This is a genomic window from Nonomuraea sp. NPDC048882 (assembly GCF_040649755.1).
Lineage (GTDB): Bacteria > Actinomycetota > Actinomycetes > Streptosporangiales > Streptosporangiaceae > Nonomuraea > Nonomuraea maheshkhaliensis.
The window spans coordinates 85,071-102,889 of sequence record NZ_JBEZGB010000013.1 but is presented as its reverse complement, the minus strand read 5'-3'; the positions used below and the strand labels follow the sequence as shown (position 1 = coordinate 102,889).

Annotated in this window: 18 protein-coding genes; 13 read left to right on the top strand and 5 right to left on the bottom strand. The window is 71.4% G+C overall.

Features of this window, described 5'->3' with window-relative positions; genetic code table 11:
• Positions 1-112: 112 nt before the first annotated feature.
• Together dapC and AB0C27_RS38225 are read left to right on the top strand one after the other, a co-directional pair.
• The gene (gene dapC / locus AB0C27_RS38230) at positions 113-1,183 is read left to right on the top strand and encodes a succinyldiaminopimelate transaminase (protein WP_357854759.1); all 1,071 of its coding nucleotides are present in this window, start codon (positions 113-115) and stop codon (positions 1,181-1,183) included.
• Positions 1,184-1,276: 93 nt separating this feature from the next.
• Complete coding sequence (locus tag AB0C27_RS38225) at positions 1,277-1,933, top strand: DUF4178 domain-containing protein (RefSeq protein WP_357854756.1); 657 nt, start codon at positions 1,277-1,279, stop codon at positions 1,931-1,933.
• A 15-nt stretch (positions 1,934-1,948) separates the two neighbouring features.
• On the opposite strand, the gene AB0C27_RS38220 is transcribed toward AB0C27_RS38225, so the two are convergent.
• Positions 1,949-2,761 (bottom strand): hypothetical protein, encoded by an 813-nt coding sequence (locus tag AB0C27_RS38220; RefSeq protein WP_357854753.1) that lies wholly within the window; start codon positions 2,759-2,761, stop codon positions 1,949-1,951.
• A 43-nt stretch (positions 2,762-2,804) separates the two neighbouring features.
• Here AB0C27_RS38220 and AB0C27_RS38215 point away from each other — a divergent pair, with 43 nt between their 5' ends.
• From AB0C27_RS38215 to AB0C27_RS38190, 6 genes are all read left to right on the top strand, one after another.
• The gene (locus AB0C27_RS38215; protein ID WP_357854750.1) at positions 2,805-3,638 is read left to right on the top strand and encodes a 2,3,4,5-tetrahydropyridine-2,6-dicarboxylate N-succinyltransferase; all 834 of its coding nucleotides are present in this window, start codon (positions 2,805-2,807) and stop codon (positions 3,636-3,638) included.
• Positions 3,638-4,705, top strand: coding sequence for a succinyl-diaminopimelate desuccinylase (dapE, locus tag AB0C27_RS38210; protein WP_357854747.1), 1,068 nt, complete (start codon positions 3,638-3,640; stop codon positions 4,703-4,705). The genes AB0C27_RS38215 and dapE overlap by 1 nt, the downstream gene beginning before the upstream one ends.
• Positions 4,706-4,921: 216 nt before the next feature.
• Positions 4,922-5,719, top strand: a complete 798-nt coding sequence (locus tag AB0C27_RS38205) for a TIGR00730 family Rossman fold protein (RefSeq protein WP_357854744.1) — start codon at positions 4,922-4,924, stop codon at positions 5,717-5,719.
• A gap of 22 nt (positions 5,720-5,741) precedes the next feature.
• Entirely contained in the window at positions 5,742-6,326 is a 585-nt protein-coding gene (locus tag AB0C27_RS38200; RefSeq protein WP_357854741.1) for a TIGR00730 family Rossman fold protein, read from the top strand.
• Between the two features lie 82 nt (positions 6,327-6,408).
• Positions 6,409-7,341, top strand: a complete 933-nt coding sequence (locus AB0C27_RS38195) for a hypothetical protein (RefSeq protein WP_357854738.1) — start codon at positions 6,409-6,411, stop codon at positions 7,339-7,341.
• Positions 7,342-7,370: 29 nt separating this feature from the next.
• Positions 7,371-7,889, top strand: coding sequence for a DNA-3-methyladenine glycosylase I (locus AB0C27_RS38190; protein ID WP_357855519.1), 519 nt, complete (start codon positions 7,371-7,373; stop codon positions 7,887-7,889).
• Here the strand turns inward: AB0C27_RS38190 and AB0C27_RS38185 are convergent.
• The 3 genes from AB0C27_RS38185 to AB0C27_RS38175 are packed head-to-tail and all read right to left on the bottom strand — an operon-like array spanning position 7,861 to position 11,795.
• Positions 7,861-10,188: a polysaccharide lyase 8 family protein gene (locus AB0C27_RS38185; protein ID WP_357854735.1), complete on the bottom strand. Its 2,328-nt coding sequence runs from the start codon at positions 10,186-10,188 to the stop codon at positions 7,861-7,863. The genes AB0C27_RS38190 and AB0C27_RS38185 overlap by 29 nt on opposite strands.
• A 36-nt stretch (positions 10,189-10,224) precedes the next feature.
• Entirely contained in the window at positions 10,225-11,001 is a 777-nt protein-coding gene (locus AB0C27_RS38180) for an enoyl-CoA hydratase-related protein (protein WP_357854732.1), read from the bottom strand.
• The gene (locus AB0C27_RS38175) at positions 10,998-11,795 is read right to left on the bottom strand and encodes a PaaX family transcriptional regulator C-terminal domain-containing protein (protein ID WP_346110980.1); all 798 of its coding nucleotides are present in this window, start codon (positions 11,793-11,795) and stop codon (positions 10,998-11,000) included. The genes AB0C27_RS38180 and AB0C27_RS38175 overlap by 4 nt, the downstream gene beginning before the upstream one ends.
• A 159-nt stretch (positions 11,796-11,954) precedes the next feature.
• On the opposite strand from AB0C27_RS38175, the gene AB0C27_RS38170 reads away from it, so the two are divergent.
• Positions 11,955-12,122: a DUF3117 domain-containing protein gene (locus tag AB0C27_RS38170; protein ID WP_020545024.1), complete on the top strand. Its 168-nt coding sequence runs from the start codon at positions 11,955-11,957 to the stop codon at positions 12,120-12,122.
• A gap of 79 nt (positions 12,123-12,201) precedes the next feature.
• The gene (locus AB0C27_RS38165) at positions 12,202-13,605 is read left to right on the top strand and encodes a leucyl aminopeptidase (protein WP_357854729.1); all 1,404 of its coding nucleotides are present in this window, start codon (positions 12,202-12,204) and stop codon (positions 13,603-13,605) included.
• A 133-nt stretch (positions 13,606-13,738) separates the two neighbouring features.
• Here the strand turns inward: AB0C27_RS38165 and AB0C27_RS38160 are convergent, their stop codons facing one another.
• Positions 13,739-14,377 carry an O-methyltransferase gene (locus tag AB0C27_RS38160; RefSeq protein WP_346110978.1) on the bottom strand — a complete coding sequence of 213 codons (639 nt, stop codon included), beginning with the start codon at positions 14,375-14,377 and terminating at the stop codon, positions 13,739-13,741.
• A 173-nt stretch (positions 14,378-14,550) separates the two neighbouring features.
• Here AB0C27_RS38160 and sigE point away from each other — a divergent pair, with 173 nt between their 5' ends.
• From sigE to AB0C27_RS38145, 3 genes are all read left to right on the top strand, one after another.
• On the top strand, positions 14,551-15,183 hold the full coding sequence (gene sigE / locus AB0C27_RS38155; RefSeq protein ID WP_357854726.1) for an RNA polymerase sigma factor SigE: 633 nt from the start codon (positions 14,551-14,553) through the stop codon (positions 15,181-15,183).
• 1 nt (position 15,184) lies between these two features.
• Positions 15,185-15,712, top strand: coding sequence for a zf-HC2 domain-containing protein (locus tag AB0C27_RS38150; RefSeq protein ID WP_357854723.1), 528 nt, complete (start codon positions 15,185-15,187; stop codon positions 15,710-15,712).
• 165 nt (positions 15,713-15,877) lie between these two features.
• Positions 15,878-17,674, top strand: coding sequence for a trypsin-like peptidase domain-containing protein (locus AB0C27_RS38145; RefSeq protein WP_357854721.1), 1,797 nt, complete (start codon positions 15,878-15,880; stop codon positions 17,672-17,674).
• Positions 17,675-17,819: the final 145 nt, after the last annotated feature.

The window sequence follows — 17,819 nt, the reverse complement described above, 5'->3', positions numbered from 1 at the left end:
AGTCCCGACGTCGTGCACGGGGGCATCCGCAGGGATGTGCCCCGTTCGCGCCGTGCGCCCGTGACGCGGCTCCGCTGAGTCGCCGCGCCCCAGTACGCCGAGGAGAAGAATCGTGAACAAGCTGCCTGACTTCCCCTGGGACCGGCTGGAGCCGTACAAAGAGCGTGCGCTGGCACATCCCGACGGCATCGTCGACCTGTCGGTCGGCACGCCCGTCGACTCGGTGCCGCGGGTCGTCCAGGACGCCCTGGCCGGAGCGTCCGACAGCCCCGGCTACCCGCTGACCCACGGCAGCGTGGCGCTGCGCGAGGCCGCGGCCGGCTGGCTGAGGCGCAGGCACGGCGTCACGGTCGGGCCGCGCGACGTGCTCCCGCTGATCGGCTCCAAGGAGTTCGTCGCCTGGCTGCCCACCTACCTGGGCGCCAAGCGGGTGGTCTTCCCCGAGCTGGCCTACCCCACCTACGACGTGGGCGCCAGACTCGCCGGCGCGGTCGGCACCGCGTCCGACAGCACGCTCGCGCTCGGACCCGAGCCCGTCGACCTCATCTGGGTCAACAGCCCCGGCAACCCCACGGGGCGCGTGCTGCCCGCGGAACACCTGCGCAAGGTCGTGGCCTGGGCCCGCGAACGCGGCGCCGTCGTGGCCTCCGACGAGTGCTACATCGAGCTCGGCTGGGAAGAGCAGCCGATCTCGATCCTCCACCCCGACGTCTGCGGCGGCTCCCACGAGGGGCTGCTCGCCGTCCACTCGCTCTCCAAGCGCTCCAACCTGGCCGGCTACCGCGCCGGGTTCGTGACGGGCGATCCCGTCCTGGTCAAGCGGCTGCTGGAGGCGCGCAAGCACGCCGGCATGATCATGCCGCAGCCCGTGCAGGCCGCGATGGCGGCCGCGCTCGGCGACGACGAGCACGCCGAGCACCAGCGCGAGCTCTACGCCGCGCGCCGCGCGATGCTGCGGCCCGCGCTGGAGAAGGCCGGCTGGGAAATCGACCATTCGACGGCAGGGCTGTACTTCTGGGCGTCCAACGGGCAGAACGCCTGGGATCAGGTAGCCAAGCTTTCCGAAATCGGCATTTTGGTCGCGCCGGGCGAATTCTATGGATCAGCAGGTGGGCGCCACATCCGCATCGCGATGACCGCGACTGATGAGCGGATCGGTGCGGCGGTGCGCCGCCTCCAGTAGGATCGCGCGTCATAGCCATCCCAACTGGCTTGAGCACGCATAAATTGATAAGGGCTTATGCCGAGGCAGACCGCGAGTGGAGCGAGCTGATCGATGAGCATGACCTCCATGGTCGTACTCGGGCTGAGCATCGCCACTGTCCTGCTGCTGCTGGGCGCCTTCTTGGCTACCATGCGGCAGGACAGGAGAGGCCGCACGAGCGCGCCGCCCGCGCAGGTCGCGTCCTTCGAGACCCCGCTGGCGGCGCCGGTGAGCGTCCCTGCGCATGTCGGCACCGACTACACCGACCCTCGCACCCTCCGGATCGGGGACCGGATCCAGGTGCACGGCTCACGCGCCCGCGTGCTCGGAGCGATGTACATCTCGTGGCAGGGCCACGAGTGGACGGAGTTCTTCCTCCGCGACTCCTCCAGGCGCTACCAGTGGCTCTCGGTCGAGGTGCTCGACGGTGACCCGCCGCACCTCGAGGTCCAGCTCTGGAACGACGTGCCGACGCAGGGCATGGTCCCGGCCAAGAGCATGCTGATCATGGAGGGCGTGGAGTTCTTCCCGATCGAGCGCGGCACGGCCGCGTTCAGGACCGAGGGCGACACCGGCTACCCCGAGCGGGGCCTGCTCGACTTCGCCGACTACCGGGCCGCCGACGGGCGGCTGTTGTCGTTCGAACGCATCCAGGGCGGCTCGTGGACGGCCGGCTACGCCCAGCCGCTCCCGCCCGGTTCGATCTCCATCATCCGCCGCGCCTCCTGAGCAGCGCTTCCCTTTTCAGGACAGCTCGACCTGGCGGTTGCCGGCCTTGCCGCCCGCCTGCCAGCCCTCGAGCTCCACGTCGTTGGACCAGGTCACGCCGCTGTAGCCGACCCGGCTGATGGCGTACTGCTCGGCGTGGGCCACCGACCAGGCGGCCACCAGCCACCCGCGCTTCTTCGACGTGATCGCCGTGCTGCCCAGCGCCCTGGCCAGCTGCTTGCGCGCCTCGGCGGTCTTCGGCTGCGGCGGCGGGGTCTTGGCCGAGGGATACCAGCAGTGGACCGACTTCGGGACCCGCCCGGTGAAGGCGGCGGCAAGGATCTTCGCGTCGCCCTCGTGCGGCGCGTACGCGTAGCCGCCCGCCGAACGCTGCACGGCCTGCGCCGCCTCGGCCAGCGGGAGCTTGCGGTAGTTCTTCACCTTGACCAGCGCGGCGAAGAACTTGTTCGTGGCGTAGACGGGGTCCATGAGCTGTTTCTTCCTGCCCCAGCCCTGCGACTCGCGCTGCTGGAACACCCCGACCGAGTCGCGGTCGCCGTAGTCGAGGTTGGACAGCTTCGACTCCTGCAGCGCCGTGGCGTACGCGATCACCACGGCCCGCTCGGGCAGCCGGCGGCGCGCCGCCACGGCCGCGATGGTGGCCGAGATGCGGGCCTGCTCGATGTCGAGGCCGAGAGTGCCGTCGGGCGTGACGGCGGTGCAGTAGGCCTCAGGCTGGACCGCCAGCCGCGGAGCCCGCTTCAGCAGGTGGTAGAGGCCCACCGACACGCCCACCGCGAGCACGACGACCACGACCACGATGGTGATGACCCCACGAGAGAAGCGCACGCGCACCCTGAAGAACCTACCCGGCCGGATAAGCTCCGTGGCCATGAGTCACGTGAGCACCTCGTCACCGATACCCCCGGTGGTGGACGAGCTGTGGGAGCGCCGCGCGGAGCTGTCGCCGGCCGACGCCGAGGCACGTCACCTGGTGACCGGCGCGATCGATCTGCTCGACCGGGGAGAGGCCCGCGCGGCTCACCTGGTCGGCGGCGAAGTCGTCGTGGACGAGCGGGCCAAGCGGGCGATCCTGCTCAGCTTCAAGGTGCTCGGCCTGGTCCGCTCGCAGGTGGGCGACTTCCACCAGCACGACCGGCATCCGCTCAAGAGCTCCCTCGACGGCGTCCGCGTGGTGCCGGGGGCCATCGCGCGCTGGGGCTCGTACCTGGCGCCCGGCGTGGTGCTGATGCCGTCGTTCACGAACATCGGCGCGTACGTCGATGCCGGCACGATGGTCGACACCTGGGCCACGGTCGGATCCTGCGCCCAGATCGGCAAGAACGTGCACCTGTCCGGGGGCGTGGGCATCGGCGGCGTGCTGGAGCCACCAGGCGCGGTGCCGGTCGTGGTCGAGGACGACGCGCTGATCGGCAGCCGGTCGATGATCGTGGAGGGCGCCAGGGTCGGCGAGGGCGCGGTCGTCGGCGCTGGAACGATCCTGTCCGCCTCGATGCCCGTCATCGACGTCGAGAGCGGCGCGGAGCTGGCCCGCGGCGCGATCCCCGCGTGGTGCGTGGCGGTGAGCGGCACGCGGCAGAAGGAGTTCCCCGGCGGCACGTTCGGTCTGCCCTGCGTGCTGGTGATCAAGCGCCTGGAGCCGGGGCGCAGGCACGACAAGGCGGCGCTCAACGAGGTGCTGCGCGAACACGGAGTGAACACCTGATGCTTGACCTGACCCAGGACGTACGCGACCTGACCGCCGCGATCGTGGACATCGAGTCGGTGAGCGGCGCCGAGAAGGCGCTGGCCGACGAGGTCGAACGGGCGCTGACGGCGCTGCCGCACCTGAAGGTGACCAGGTCGGGCGAGACCGTCGTGGCCCGCACGGAGCAGGGGCACGCCGAGCGCGTGCTGATCGCCGGCCACCTCGACACCGTCCCCCTCGCGGGCAACCTGCCCAGCCGGGTGGAGGGCGACCTGCTGTACGGGTGCGGCACCTCCGACATGAAGGCCGGCGTGGCGGTCGCGCTCAGGCTGGCCGCCACCGTGCCCGCCACTGGGCCCGCGCCCGTCAGGGACGTGACCTACGTCTTCTACGACTGCGAGGAGATCGAGGCCGAGCGCAACGGCCTCACCAGGGTCGCCAGGGAGCACCCCGACTGGCTGGAGGCCGACTTCGCGGTGCTGATGGAGCCCACCGACGGCGTGATCGAGGGCGGCTGCCAGGGCACCCTGCGGGCCGAGGTCACGGTCACCGGCCGGCGCTCCCACAGCGCCAGGTCGTGGTTCGGGGTCAACGCCATTCACGGGATCGAGCCGGTGCTGGCCAGGCTCAACGCGTACGAGGCGCGCCGGCCGGTGGTCGACGGGCTGGAATACCACGAAGGGCTGAACGCGGTCGGCGTGCGCGGCGGGGTGGCCGGCAACGTCATCCCCGACGTGTGCGTGGTGACGGTCAACTACCGGTTCGCTCCGGACCTGACGCTGGAGGCGGCGCAGGAGCACGTACGCGAGGTGTTCGACGGCTTCGCGGTGAGCTTCACCGACGGCGCGCCCGCGGCCAGGCCGGGGCTGACGCATCCGGTGGCGGCGGCCTTCACCGCGGCCGTCGGCGGCACTCCGCGCGCCAAGCTGGGCTGGACGGACGTGGCCCGCTTCTCCGCGCTGGGGGTGCCCGCCGTCAACTACGGCCCCGGTGACCCGAACCTGGCACACCAGCAGGGCGAGTACGTGTCGCTGCCCAAGATCGTGGAGAGCGAGCGGGCGATGCGGAACTGGCTCCACATGTGAAAGTGGCCTTCCTCGCCGGCCATTTGGCGGGGAAGACCACTTTCAGTCCCGAGCAGCACCCTCGGCAGTTAGACGCGGGGGAGTGGAAATCCGGTTCCCGGCTTCGTCCAGATTTTTTCAGACAATGTTCCGTCCGTCCGACCAGCGATTTCGCCTTCAGCCGACAGACTCGGACGACGGAACCGGCCGCGCGTGAGAAGGGCTAGCGTCATCCCCATGGAAAAGATTCGCCGAGAGCGCCGCCAGGGACAAGCCGTCGTCCGTGGCGACCTCGTCCCCAGCTCCACCCACGACCAGCGGCTGCTGGCCCGCCAGGGACCCTCCGACTGGGTCCACATGGACCCGTGGCGGGTGCTGCGCATCCAGGCGGAGTTCGTGGAGGGCTTCGGACAGCTCGCCGAGTTGCCGCCGGCGGTCACCGTCTTCGGCTCGGCCCGCACCGCCCCCGACACGCCCGACTACGCGATGGGCCGCGCGCTCGGCAGGAAGCTGGCCGAGACCGGCTACGCCGTGATCACGGGCGGCGGGCCCGGCGTCATGGAGTCGGCCAACCGGGGCGCGCTCGACGTCGACGGCGCGGTGTCGGTCGGGCTCGGCATCGAGCTGCCCTTCGAGCAGCGCATGAACGACTACGTCGACCTCGGCATCGAGTTCCGCTACTTCTTCGTGCGCAAGACGATGTTCGTCAAATACTCCTGCGGCTTCATCGCCCTGCCCGGCGGCTTCGGCACCCTCGACGAGCTGTTCGAGGCGCTCACGCTGGTGCAGACGGGCAAGGTCACCTCCTTCCCCGTGGTGCTCATGGGCTCGGAGTTCTGGGGCGGGCTGCTCGACTGGATCAAGAGCACGCTGCTCGGCACCGGCAAGATCGCGCCGCAGGACCTCGACCTGATCACCATGACCGACGACGTGGACGAGGCCGTGCGGATCATCGTCGACGCCGACCGGGCCCGCTCCCATCAGCGCCAGGAGGAGCTGAAGGCCGCCGCGGTCCAGACCGCGGAGCCCCAATAGGCTCCGAATAAGCTCTTGCGACGTGAACATCTGCGTCTACTGCGCCTCAAGCCTCAACATCGACAAGAAGTACATCGAGCTGGCCGCGAACGTCGGCACCGAGCTCGCCCGGCGGGGCCACACCCTGGTGAGCGGCGGTGGGTCGGTGTCCTGCATGGGCGCCGTCACCGCCGCCGCCAGGGCCGCCGGGGGCCGGACGGTCGGGGTGATCCCGCAGGCGCTGGTGGACATGGAGGTGGCGGACGAGGAGTCCGACGAGCTGATCGTCACGGCCGACATGCGCGAGCGCAAGGGCATCATGGACGCCCGCTCCGACGCGTTCCTGGTGCTGCCCGGCGGCATCGGCACGCTGGAGGAGCTGTTCGAGATCTGGACCGCCCGCGTGCTCGGCCTGCACGATCGCCCGCTGGTCATCCTCGACCCGTTCGGCCTGTACGACCCGCTCAAGCACCTGGTGGACGGCATGTACGAGCAGGGCTTCACCCGGCCCGACGTCTTCGACGCGATCTCCTGGACCTCGACCGTGGCGGAGGCGTTCGCCGCGCTCGAATCGCGCACCCAGCCGGTGCGGCCGAGCGTCGCCGAACTCGGCGAGGCCGCAGGCTGACCTGCGCGGCTTCGCTCGCTTCCGGGGGCGGGCGTGGCAAGTGCGGGACCTCGTGCCCCGATGGTATGAGTACGATGCCAATGTGCTGGTCATACTCGCCATCGCCGCCATCGCCATCTTGGCCTGCGTGGTGCTGGTCTCCCTCGGCAGGGGCGGTGAGCTGACCGAGTTCCCGCCCGACGTGCCGCCGCTCGACCTGCCCGAGGCGGGGCAGCTCACCGCGGTCGACTTCATGGCGCTCCAACTGCCGGTCAACCTGGTCGGCTACCACACGCAGAGCGTCGACGAGACCCTGCGCAGGGCCGCCGGCGCGATCAGCGCCCGCGACACCCGGATCGCGGTGCTGGAGCAGCGGGTCTCCGAGCTGCTGTCGAGCCGGCTGTACGCGCGGCAGGAGGTCTACGCCGCGCCGGGGGCGGGGCCGCGTACCGAGCACGAGCCCGAGGCGCCGGCCACGCCGCGCGAACTGCCCGAGTCCGGGGATCCGGTGGGGGCGGGCGGGGCCACGGCGACGTGGGAGCACGCCGCGCAGCTCAAGCGCCCGCCGGAGTGGAGAGTCGCCCAGCCGGGCGACACCGCCGCCAGCAACGGCGAGGCCCACGACCGGCCCGGCGACGCCCCGCACGACGCCACCGCCTCCGACGCCCCGGCCTCCGAGGTTCCGGCCGGGGAGGAGACCGCCGAGAAGCCGGACGACGAGCCCGTGGCGGAGGCCGGGGATGAGCACCTCGCCCAGCCGGCCGATCCTTCGGGCGAGCAGGTGGACGACCAGGCGGGCGATCAAGCGCCCGACTCGGCGGATGACCAGGCGACCGACCGAGTGGCCGGCTCGGCGGATGACCAGGGCGACGGGGCCGGGGCCGACGAGGAGAAGCCGGACGAGACGGTGGCGCTGCGCGAGCAGCCCTCGGCCGACGACGAGGACGAGGTCGAGCTCCCAAGCGCCCACTCGGGCATGGACGAGGACGAGCCTCAGCGCGCCGGCCGGGGCAAGGACGGTGACGAGCGCCCGTGAGCGAGCCCATCCGCTGCGCCTGGGCGGGCATGGCCGACCCGATGTACCTCGCCTACCACGACGACGAGTGGGGCCGCCCGCTCAGGGGCGACGACGAGGTCTTCGAGCGCGTGTCGCTGGAGGCGTTCCAGTCGGGCCTGTCGTGGCTGACGATCCTGCGCAAACGGGAGAACTTCCGCGCCGCCTTCGACCGCTTCTCGATCCCGAAGGTCGCCGCGTACACGGAGCAGGACGTCGAGCGCCTGCTCGGCGACGCGGGCATCGTCCGCAACCGGGCCAAGATCGAGGCTGTGATCGGCAACGCCAGGGCCGCCTACGACCTGCCCGGCGGCCTGTCGGAGCTGGTGTGGCGGCACGCCGACCCCGACGCTCCCGTGCCCGCGACGATGGCCGACGTGCCCGCCGTCACCCCCGGCTCGAAGGCGCTGGCCAAGGAGCTGAAGAAACACGGCTTCAGGTTCGTCGGCCCGACCACGGCGTACGCGCTGATGCAGGCGATCGGCCTGGTCAACGACCACATCAAGGACTGCCTGGCCCGGAGTCGCTGAGCTCCACGCCGTGGCCGCTCCCCAGCGACCCGCCGACCGCCACGGTGATCACGGGGGTCCTGCCTGTGCGCACGCTGACGCTCTCGTCGGCCCTGACGACCCCGCGGGCGGGGCGGTCGAGCGTGATCGTCACGACGTCCACGGTCCTGCTCGGGTCGGCCACGGCCAGGATGAGCCGTTCGCGGGTCCGGCGCAGCATCACCACGCAGGGCTGATCCACGCTGACGATCCCCGCTGTCCCCGGCGTCCAGAAGGTCGCCCCGAGCAGCGAGCGTGTCCGTACGGCCTGCACGTCCCGCGTGTTGGCCAGCACCCGCGCGGGCCGGGCGCCGCGAAAGGACCTGGTCCGCTCGCGGGTGGCGTTCGGCAGCAGCACGTAGGCGTACGTGGCGTCCTGCGGGTCGATGCCGTGGTCGTACCAGATCGTCACGTAACGCCGGGAGACGAGGTCGGTGGCGCCCTCGGTGTCGTCGCCCGCGTTGATGTCGCGCCAGCGGCCCGAGCGCGTCTCCACCAGCATCGAGGCCTCGTCGACGACGTAACCGCCCGCCCCGGGCAGGTGGATCCAGCCGTCGCCCACGTACGGCTCCACATCCGTGGCGCGGTTGTCCACCACGGTCTCGATCCTGCGGCCGTCGCCACTGCTGATGCCGCTGCCCAGCGCCACCACGGCCGAGTCGAGGCAGAACCACGACTTGCGCGCCCGCAGCGTGACGCCGTCGCCGATCAGCTCCATGGCCGCGACGCCGTAGCGCCCCTCCAGCGCCACCCCGCCCGCCTGCTCGTTGGCCGGCCGGTAGGCGCTGAAGTCGAGGCCGGTCCGCTCGCGGGTGTCCACGGTGGTGCCGGGCAGCCGGTACGGGTCCACGGTCGGCCAGAAGTCGTGCCCGTAATGGCCGAGGTCGCCGGTGTAGAGGTAGGTCATGCCGTCGCCGGTGTACCAGCCGTGCGGGTTCTCCCCGTTGATCGCCTCGTAGGCGGCGACCCGCCGCGACGACATGCTGATCGCGACCGACCAGCCGGGCCGCCGGTGCACGACCCGGTCCATCGAGGGGAACACGAAGTGCCCCGAGGGGCCCGGTGCGGCCTCCACGCTCTTGTCGTCGAGCACCGCGACCGCCCGCCTGGTCTCCGGCACGTTCGCGTGCCGCAGGTAGGCCCTGCTCCCGCCACGCTCGATCCACCCCTTGGCCAGCGCCATGAACCGGCTCCGGTACGGCTCCGGCGCGCTCTCCGCCAGCAGCAGCACGGCCGAGATCACGCCATGGCCCGCCACCCGGTCGGAGAACGCCTGCCGCGTCGCCGCCCGCCCCCTGACGGTGTCCATGAGCAGCCCGTCGTGCACGAAGGGCGCGAAGGAGTGCTCGACCGCGTCCAGCACCACCCGCAGCCCCGGGTCGCTCACCTCCCAGGGCGAGCCGTGCAGCAGCGCCACGCTCTCGGAGACCGCGATGAGCAGGGACAGGCCGTAGGAGCCCGTGTAGGCCACGCTGCCGTGCTGGATGAACGAGCCGTCGCGGTAGAAGCCGTCGCCGCTCTCGGCGTAGCGGAACACGCTGTGCCGCCCGCCGTCACGCACGTCGGAGAGCCCGTCGCGGGCCAGCGCCAGCCGGCCGGGGTCGCGCCCGGCCACGCCGCGGAAGGCCACGATGGAGGCCTTGTCGGCCCGGTTGGAGCCGCTCTCGGAGGCGTCCGGCCAGCCCGCGCGCCGGTCGGCGTCGGGGCAGAACCGGTCGATCGCCCTCAGGTACGCCTCCGTCCGGCCCGCGTCGAGCCGGTCGCCGAGCAGCACGCACACCCGGGCCAGTTCTGCGGGCGTGCCGATCTCCCAGAACCACCAGTTGCCCGTCTCCGGGAGCCGCTCGTTGTAGTGGCCCTCGTGCAGCAGGTCAAGCGCCTCGATCACCTGGGCCGCCACGGCGTCGTCGCCGTACTGGGCGGTGCCGGGCGTGGCCCACGCGGTGGCGATCAGCCGCAGCCGGCCGTAGCTGCCCGTCACGCGGCCTGGCCGGTCCCCGAGCGGCAGGTCCGGCCAGAGGAGACCGGGCGTCATCTCGGCCAGCCGGCGGGCGGCGCGCTCGCTCAGCGTGGCCAGCGGCCGCTCGTAGACCGGGTCGGACGCGTCGAACGCGCCGCCCGTGAGCAGGCGCACGGCGCTCGCGCGCAGGCCCTCGACGCCATAGGGAGAGCGCGGGCGCTCGGCGTCGTGCGGAGAGCGCGGGACCTCGACGTCGTGCGGAGAGCGCGGGCCCTTGACGTCGTGCGGAGCGGGCGGGCGATCGGATCCGGAAGAGCGCATGGCGCAAGCCTTACCCAAGCGGCCGTGACGGCTCGGTCACTCCGCGTTGAAGACCGGCACTTCTTTGGCGAGGAAGGCCCGGGTGGCGTCGAGATGGTCGCGGGTCGCGACGCATTCGTCCTGAAGCTCGGCCTCCAGGGCCAGCGCGTCGGGCAGCGAGTGCGTGGCGGCGTAGGCCAGCGCCCGCTTGGTGGCGGCGTAGGCCAGCGTGGGGCCCTGCGCCAGGCGTACCGCGAGCTCCTGGGCGCTCTTCAGCACCTCGCCCGGCGGGACCACCCGGGTGACCAGGCCCAGCTCCAGCGCGCGGGCCGCGTCGAGCGGCTCGCCGAGCAGCATCAGCTCGGCGGCCCTGCCGGGGCCGACCAGGCGCTGCAGCGTCCACGACGCGCCCGTGTCGGGCGCCAGGCCGATGCCCGCGAACGCCAGCGCGAACTTCGCCTTCTCCGAGGCCACCCGCAGGTCGCAGGCGAAGGCCAGGGACGCGCCCGCGCCCGCGGCCACTCCGTTGACGGCGGCCACCACCGGCTTGGCCATGGTGGCGATCAGCTCCACGATCGGGTTGTAGTGCGCGCGCACGGTGTCGGCCAGGCCGCGGCCCGCCTCCAGGTTCGCGGCGTGCTCACCCAGGTCCTGCCCGGCGCAGAAGGCCCGGCCCGAGCCGGTCAGCAGCACGGCCCTGACCCCGCGGTCTTCCGCGGCGCGGCGCAGGGCGGCGAGGAGCTCCTGCTTGGTCTCGGCGGTCAGCGAGTTCATCGCCTCGGGACGGTCGAGGGTGACGGTGGCGACGGCGTCGGCCGTCTCGTAGCGGATCACATCAACTCCCTGTCGACGAACGCGGCGGCTGCGGGCAGCAGCCGGGCGGCTTCCTGCTCGAAGTAGGCCCTGGCCTTCTCGCCCGGCCAGCCCGCTGGCAGCAGCTCGGGCGGCAGGCCGGGGTCGCGGAACAGGAAGTTGCGCCACCCGTGCACGAGTCTGCTCCTCGTGGCGAACACCAGGTCGGCCGGGGCCTGTTCGGGCAGCGTGCTGATCAGCGTGACAGCTTCGGCGTGCCAGCTCTCGTACGCCTCGCCGATGGAGGTCAGATCCCAGGCCCTGGCCACCAGCTCGCGCGGGTCGCCCTCCAGCCCGGCGTCGAACCTGTCGGCCCGCACCCCCTCGCCTTCGAGCAGGTTGTCCAGCTCGATCGAGGAGCGCGGGCCGATCCAGGTGGTCTCCGACAGCGACGCGTAGCCCAGGAAGGTCAGGTCTGCTTTGAGCCGCTCTCTTCGCGGACGCTCCTTGACCGGCTCGAAGACGATCAGATGCCAGCGGCCGTGCCAGGTCAGCGTTCCCGCTCGGTAAATTCTCAGTGCGGCCTCATCCAGCCGTCTGACGCATTTCGGCGTCAGGCCGTAGCCGGCGCCCTGAGGCAGTCTCAGTGGCCGCAGCCACCCCTGCCGCACCATGCGTGAAACCGCCGTTCGTACGGCGGGAGCGGCGATGTCCAGGGGTTTCATCAGCCGGACGAGTGCGGCGACGGATGCCTGTCCACCGCGTGAGCGTAAGTGGTCCCCATAGAGGTCGAACAGAGCGGCGCGAGCGTGCACGAGGTCCAGTTTGGACGTCATCGCACGCCTCGACAACGCATTCTGGGAGGAGATCGTTACCCATGAGCGCTCTCGATGCGGGAGAATAGGACATCACAGAAGACGTGAATGCGCCGACCACCCCCTCGGGAGGTCGGAAATCGCGGGCCGCGGGAGCCCAAGGCAGGAAGGGATGCACGCATGGCGGCGATGAAGCCGCGGACCGGCGATGGTCCGCTCGAGGTCACCAAGGAAGGGCGCGGCATTGTCATGCGGGTCCCCCTGGAGGGTGGCGGCCGGCTCGTCGTGGAGATCTCCGCCGACGAGGCGAAGGCTCTCGGCGAGGCGTTGAAGAACGTCGTCGGCTGAGAGCTCCCGAGAGACCACTTGATTGACGACCCTGGCGTGGCCCGGCGCCAGGGTCGCTGACGTTTGAGGAGATGTTCCCGTGCCCATTGAGACCACGGCGTCGGTGATCGCCGAGGTTCCCGGCGATGCCGAGCTCCTGGCCGTACCTTACGCCTCCGACCTCGCTCCCGCGGTCGAGTTGCACCTGCCGGTGCCCGACCTGCTGGCGCACTACGAGGCCAAGGGAGAGGCGGGGGAGATCGTCGAGGTCCCGGTGGCACGGGCCGGTGGCGTGGGACGGGTCCTGCTGTACGGCGTCGGCGACGGCTCACCCCGCGCCCTGCGCAAGGCCGCCGCGGCGCTGACCAGGAAGGTCAAGGGCCGCGACACGCTGACCGTGGTGGTGCCTGATGGCGACGTGGCCGTGTTCGCCGAGGCGGCGCTGCTGGCCGCCTACTCCTTCAAGATCGGTGCCGTGGGCAAGCAGCCCGTGCGGGCCCTGGTGTTCGCCGGCGCCGACGAGGCGGCGGTGCGCCGCGCCGCCGGTGTGGCGGGGGCCGTGGCGCTCGCCCGTGACCTGGCCAACACGCCCGCGTCCGTCAAGGACCCGTCCTGGCTCGCCGAGCGGGCCGCCGAGGTGGGCGTGCCGGTCGAGGTGTGGGACGAGGAGCGGCTGCGGGCCGACGGGTTCGGCGGCCTTCTCGCCGTCGGGAAGGGCTCGGTCAGGCCGCCCCGGCTGATCAAGCTCTCCTACACGCCCGCCGAGCCGGCCGAGCGCCACGTGGTGCTCGTGGGCAAGGGCATCACGTTCGACTCGGGCGGGCTGTCGCTCAAGCCCACCGAGAACATGAAGACCCAGAAGACCGACATGGCGGGCGGCGCGGTCGTCATCGCCGTGCTCGGCGCGCTGGCCGCGCTCAAGGCTCCCGTACGCGTGACCGGGCTCGTCGCCGCCGCCGAGAACATGCCGTCCGGCACCGCCCAGCGGCCCAGCGACGTCATCACCCCCTACGGCGGGCGCACGGTCGAGGTGCTCAACACCGACGCCGAGGGGCGGCTGGTGCTGGCCGACGCGCTCGCCTACGCCGACGCCGTGCTCGACCCCGACGCGGTGGTCGACATCGCCACGCTCACCGGGGCGATCACGGTGGCGCTCGGCCGTCACGTCGGCGCCGTCTACTCCTCTGACGACGTCCTCGCCAAGGAGCTCGTGGAGGCCGGGCAGGCCGCCGACGACCGGCTGTGGCGGATGCCGCTGATCGAGGACTACACGCCCGCGCTGGAGTCGTCGATCGCCGACCTGGCCAACGTCGAGACCGGGTCCACGTACGGCGCGGGGTCCATCACGGCGGCGCTGTTCCTGCGCGAGTTCGCGGGCCGGCGGCCGTGGGCGCACCTCGACATCGCCGGTGTCGGGCGCAGCACGGTCGACGAGGGCACGCTCAGCAAGGGCGCCACCGGCTTCGGCGTACGCGTCCTGCTGGAGTGGCTCACCCGAGCCTGACCGGCTGGTACGACCGAGCCCGAACGACCGAGCCCGAACGACCGAGCCCGAACGGCTGAGCGGACCGAGCCCGATCGGCGGCCCGCCGGACGGGCTCAGCCGAGGTCCGGCCCGCCGGGCGGCTCGGCGCGGGCTAGTCGGCGATCTTGACGGCGGCGAGGAGGCCGTCGCCCAGCGGCATGAGCACCGAACGCAGGCGCTCGTCCGACTGCACCAGCTTGCCCACCTCGCGCAGCGTCACCGTCTCGGTGTCGCGCTGCGCGGGGTCGGCCACCCGGTTGTGCCACAACATGTTGTCGAAGGCCACGATGCCGCCCACGCGCAGCAGCCGGACGGCCTCGGCGAGATAGTCGGCGTACTCGTACTTCGCGGCGTCGGCGAACACCATGTCGTAGCCGCCGTCGGACAGCCGCGGCAGCACGTCGAGCGCCCGCCCCGAGATGAGCCGCACCCGGCCGCCGGAGAAGCCGGCCTCCGCGAACGCCTGCCTGGCCAGCCGCTGATGCTCGGGCTCGACGTCGACGCTGGTCAGCGTGCCGTCCGCGCGCATGCCGCGCAGCAGCCACAGCCCCGACACCCCGCAGCCCGTGCCGACCTCGACGACGGACTTGGCGTTCACGGCGGTGGCGAGGAAGCACAGGGCCGCCCCTCCGCCGGGAAGGATGGGCATGGCCCCCATCTCAAGCCCGCGCTGCCGCGCCGCGTGCAGGATCTCATCTTCGTGATGGAACTGCTCCGCATAGGCCAGAGTGGCCTCCACCGGACTGGTCATCGGCCTCCTCCCCCCACTTTCGTGCGATTGGTCCGCGAGATTGGCACCGATCGCAGCCTAGGGGAGACACGCCGGGACGGGAACTCAGGAGGGACCTAAGGCGTTGCAGGTTTAAACGGGCTTTGCCGGTCCGGAAGGCAGGCAGTACGCACGAAGGGACGAAACCAGGCACTATGGCGGTAGCGGTGGTCCCAAAGAGAGGAGTTCTGGTGGACGAAAGCGACCACCAGACGGATACTCCCGTGTCGTCTGACTGGACGCCTCCCACCTGGGAGGAAGTGGTGCGGACTCACTCCGCACGCGTGTATCGGCTGGCCTACCGGCTGACCGGCAACGTTCACGATGCCGAAGACCTGACACAGGAGGTCTTCGTCCGGGTTTTCAGGTCGCTGTCGAGTTACACCCCCGGCACGTTCGAGGGGTGGTTGCACCGGATCACGACGAACCTGTTCCTCGACATGGCGCGGCGCAAGCAGCGCATCAGGTTCGAAGGTCTGGCCGACGACGCCGCCGAGCGGCTGCGCGGCCGCGAGCCGTCGCCGGCGCAGGCGCTCGACGACGCTCACTTGGAGCCCGACATCCAGGCCGCCCTCGACGCGCTCGCCCCCGAGTTCCGGGCCGCGATCGTGCTGTGTGACATCGAGGGTCTGTCTTACGAGGAGATCGCGGCCACGCTCGGCGTCAAGCTGGGTACGGTCCGAAGCCGTATTCACCGTGGCCGGGCGCAGTTGCGGGAGGCGCTCGACCATCGGGCCCCCCGTAATTCTCAACTCCCCCCGACCGTGATCCGTGGGGAGGAAGTCTGATATGGCTCATCTTGGAGAACGTGTATCCGCGCTCGTCGACGGCGAACTCAATCACACCGAACGCGAGCGCGCGCTCGCCCATCTGACTTTCTGTGCTGACTGCAGGCGCGAGGTCGAGTCGATGCGGGCGCTGAAGACGCGCCTGCGGTCGCTGGAGACTCCGGCGATGCCGGCCGACCTGACCATGTCGCTGCTCCGGATGGCTGAGCCGGGTGGCCCGCTGCCGCCGAGGGAGCGCCCTTTCCCTTCCCGCACGTTCGGCGGTGTGCCCATCCCCGGTCCCCACAGCATCGCCCCCCTGGACAACCGCCCGCGCAGGGACGCCATCGGTGGGGGCTCGGGCCCTGGCCGCGGTTCTAGGAGGCGCACGACGTACGTGGCGGTCGGGGTGGTCTCCGCGGCCGTGGCGCTGGGCACCTTCTTCGCCGCTTCGGGCGTCGGGCAGGGCAATCCGGCTCCGCCCGTTGAACTGTTCCAGCAGCAGGCTCGTACTACGCCTACGAACGCTCCTTCCACCGCCACGCCTTGACCCCCGGTATGCCGGGAACAGACGGTTGGCGTAGTCGGCGGCGAGCGGGGCATACGATCTGGGTTCGGGAATTGTCACAAGCAAGTCCTGACTAAAGCTTTATGACCCTCGTATGCCGCAGTAGCGAGGATTGCGGTGGCCGAGCCAAGGAGTGGTGAGACTTAGATGACCGACGAGCGCCCCAGAGAAGGACGCACGCCGTCGGACTACCCCGAGCCACAGGGGCGGCCGGACTTCCTGCCCGCGGACGACAGGTCCGACTACGACGGCAGGCGGCCCGAGCCGCCCGCCTCGTTCGGCTCGTCGTGGGGCGACCCGTCGGGCCGCTCCGAGGGCTACGGCTCGCCGCCGTACGAGTACCGCTCGTACGACGCCTCATCCTCCAGCGGCTCCCCATCCGGCGCGTCCTCCCACGACCCCCGCACCGACCCCCGCACCGACCCTCGCACCGACCCCCAGGCCGGTTACCGGACCGGCCCCCAGACCGGCTCACAGACCGGCCCCCAGTTCGGCGCCCCCACGTTCGGTCCTCCCGACGGCTCGGGCTCCGGGCCGTCCTACGGCTCACCCGGCGGAGGCTCGTCCGGCGCGGGCTCGTCCGGTACGCCCGACAACGGCACCCGCGCCTACGACAGCCCGTTCTTCGGCTCCTCCGACAGCGGCGCGCGCTCCTACGAGGGCCCGTCGTTCGGATCCTCGGGCGAGCAGTCCTACGGCGGTTCCCGCCCCTACGGCGGATCCGCGCCGCCGCCGCCCCCGCACCAGGCGCTCGGCATGGGAACGGGCTGGGCGCCACCGCCCCCCGGCCCCCAGGGCGTGGGCACCGCCAGGCGCCGCCCCTCCACCGGGCTGCTCGTCGTGCTGGCCGTGGTGATCGCCCTGGCGGCCTCGATGCTCGGCAGCGTCGGCACCTACCTGCTCACCAAGCCGACCAGCGGCAACGACCCCTCCTACAGCCTCGGCCCGCTCCCGACCGGCGCCACCAACCGCGCGCCCGACTCGGTCGCCGGCGTGGCCTCGCGGGTGCTGCCCAGCGTGGTCTCGCTGGAGGTCGGCAACGGCACCAACACCGAAGGCGCCTCAGGCTCCGGCTTCCTGATCAAGAACGGCTACGTGGTCACCAACAACCACGTGGTCTCGCTGGCCGCCAAGGGCGGCGAGATCCGGATCATGTTCAACAACCGCAAGACCACCTCGGCCCGCATCGTCGGCCGCGACCCTGGCTCCGACCTGGCCGTGGTCAAGCCGGAGGAGACGTTCGGAACGCCGGAGATCACGCTCGGCAACTCCGACCAGGTCGTGGTGGGCGACCCCGTCATCGCCATCGGCTCGCCCCTGGGCCTGACCGGCACGGTGACGACCGGCATCGTCAGCTCGCTCAACCGCCCGGTCATCGCGGGTGACGACACCGGCACCAGCGCCGAGGAGCCCGCGTACATCAGCGCGATCCAGACCGACGCGGCCATCAACCCGGGCAACTCGGGCGGGCCGCTGGTGAACGGCCGGGGCGAGGTCGTCGGCGTCAACTCGGCCATCGCCACGCTCGGGCGCTCGATGAGCAGCCAGAGCGGCAGCATCGGCCTGGGCTTCGCGATCCCGGTGAACCAGACCCGCCGGGTGGCGGAAGAGCTGATCACGACCGGCAAGGCCAAGCGCCCCAAGATCGGCATCGTGCTGGAGAAGGACTACCGCGGGGTCGGCGTGAAGATCGCCACCGAGCCCGCCGGCGGCCAGCAGCCGGTGGACGCCGACGGTCCGGCCGGGAAGGCGGGGCTGAAGGCGGGTGACGTGATCCTGGAGATCGACGGGCTCGCGCTGCAGGACGGGAACGAGCTGATCGCCCTCATCCGCAGCAAGGCTCCGGGCGCCAAGATCAACGTGAAGTACCAGCGCGACGGCAAGGAACGCTCCGCCACGCTCGTCGTGACGGCGGACGAGGAGCCCAAGCCGACACCGTCCTGATCGCGGCCCTGAACACGGCACCAGGCTCACGGCTCTGGGCTCACGGCTCCGGGACTCCGGCGGCTTGACCAGGACACCTCGCTCACGGCTCCGGGAGACACCACCGTCTCCCGGAGCCCTGTTCGTCCGGGAACGAACCCTCCTG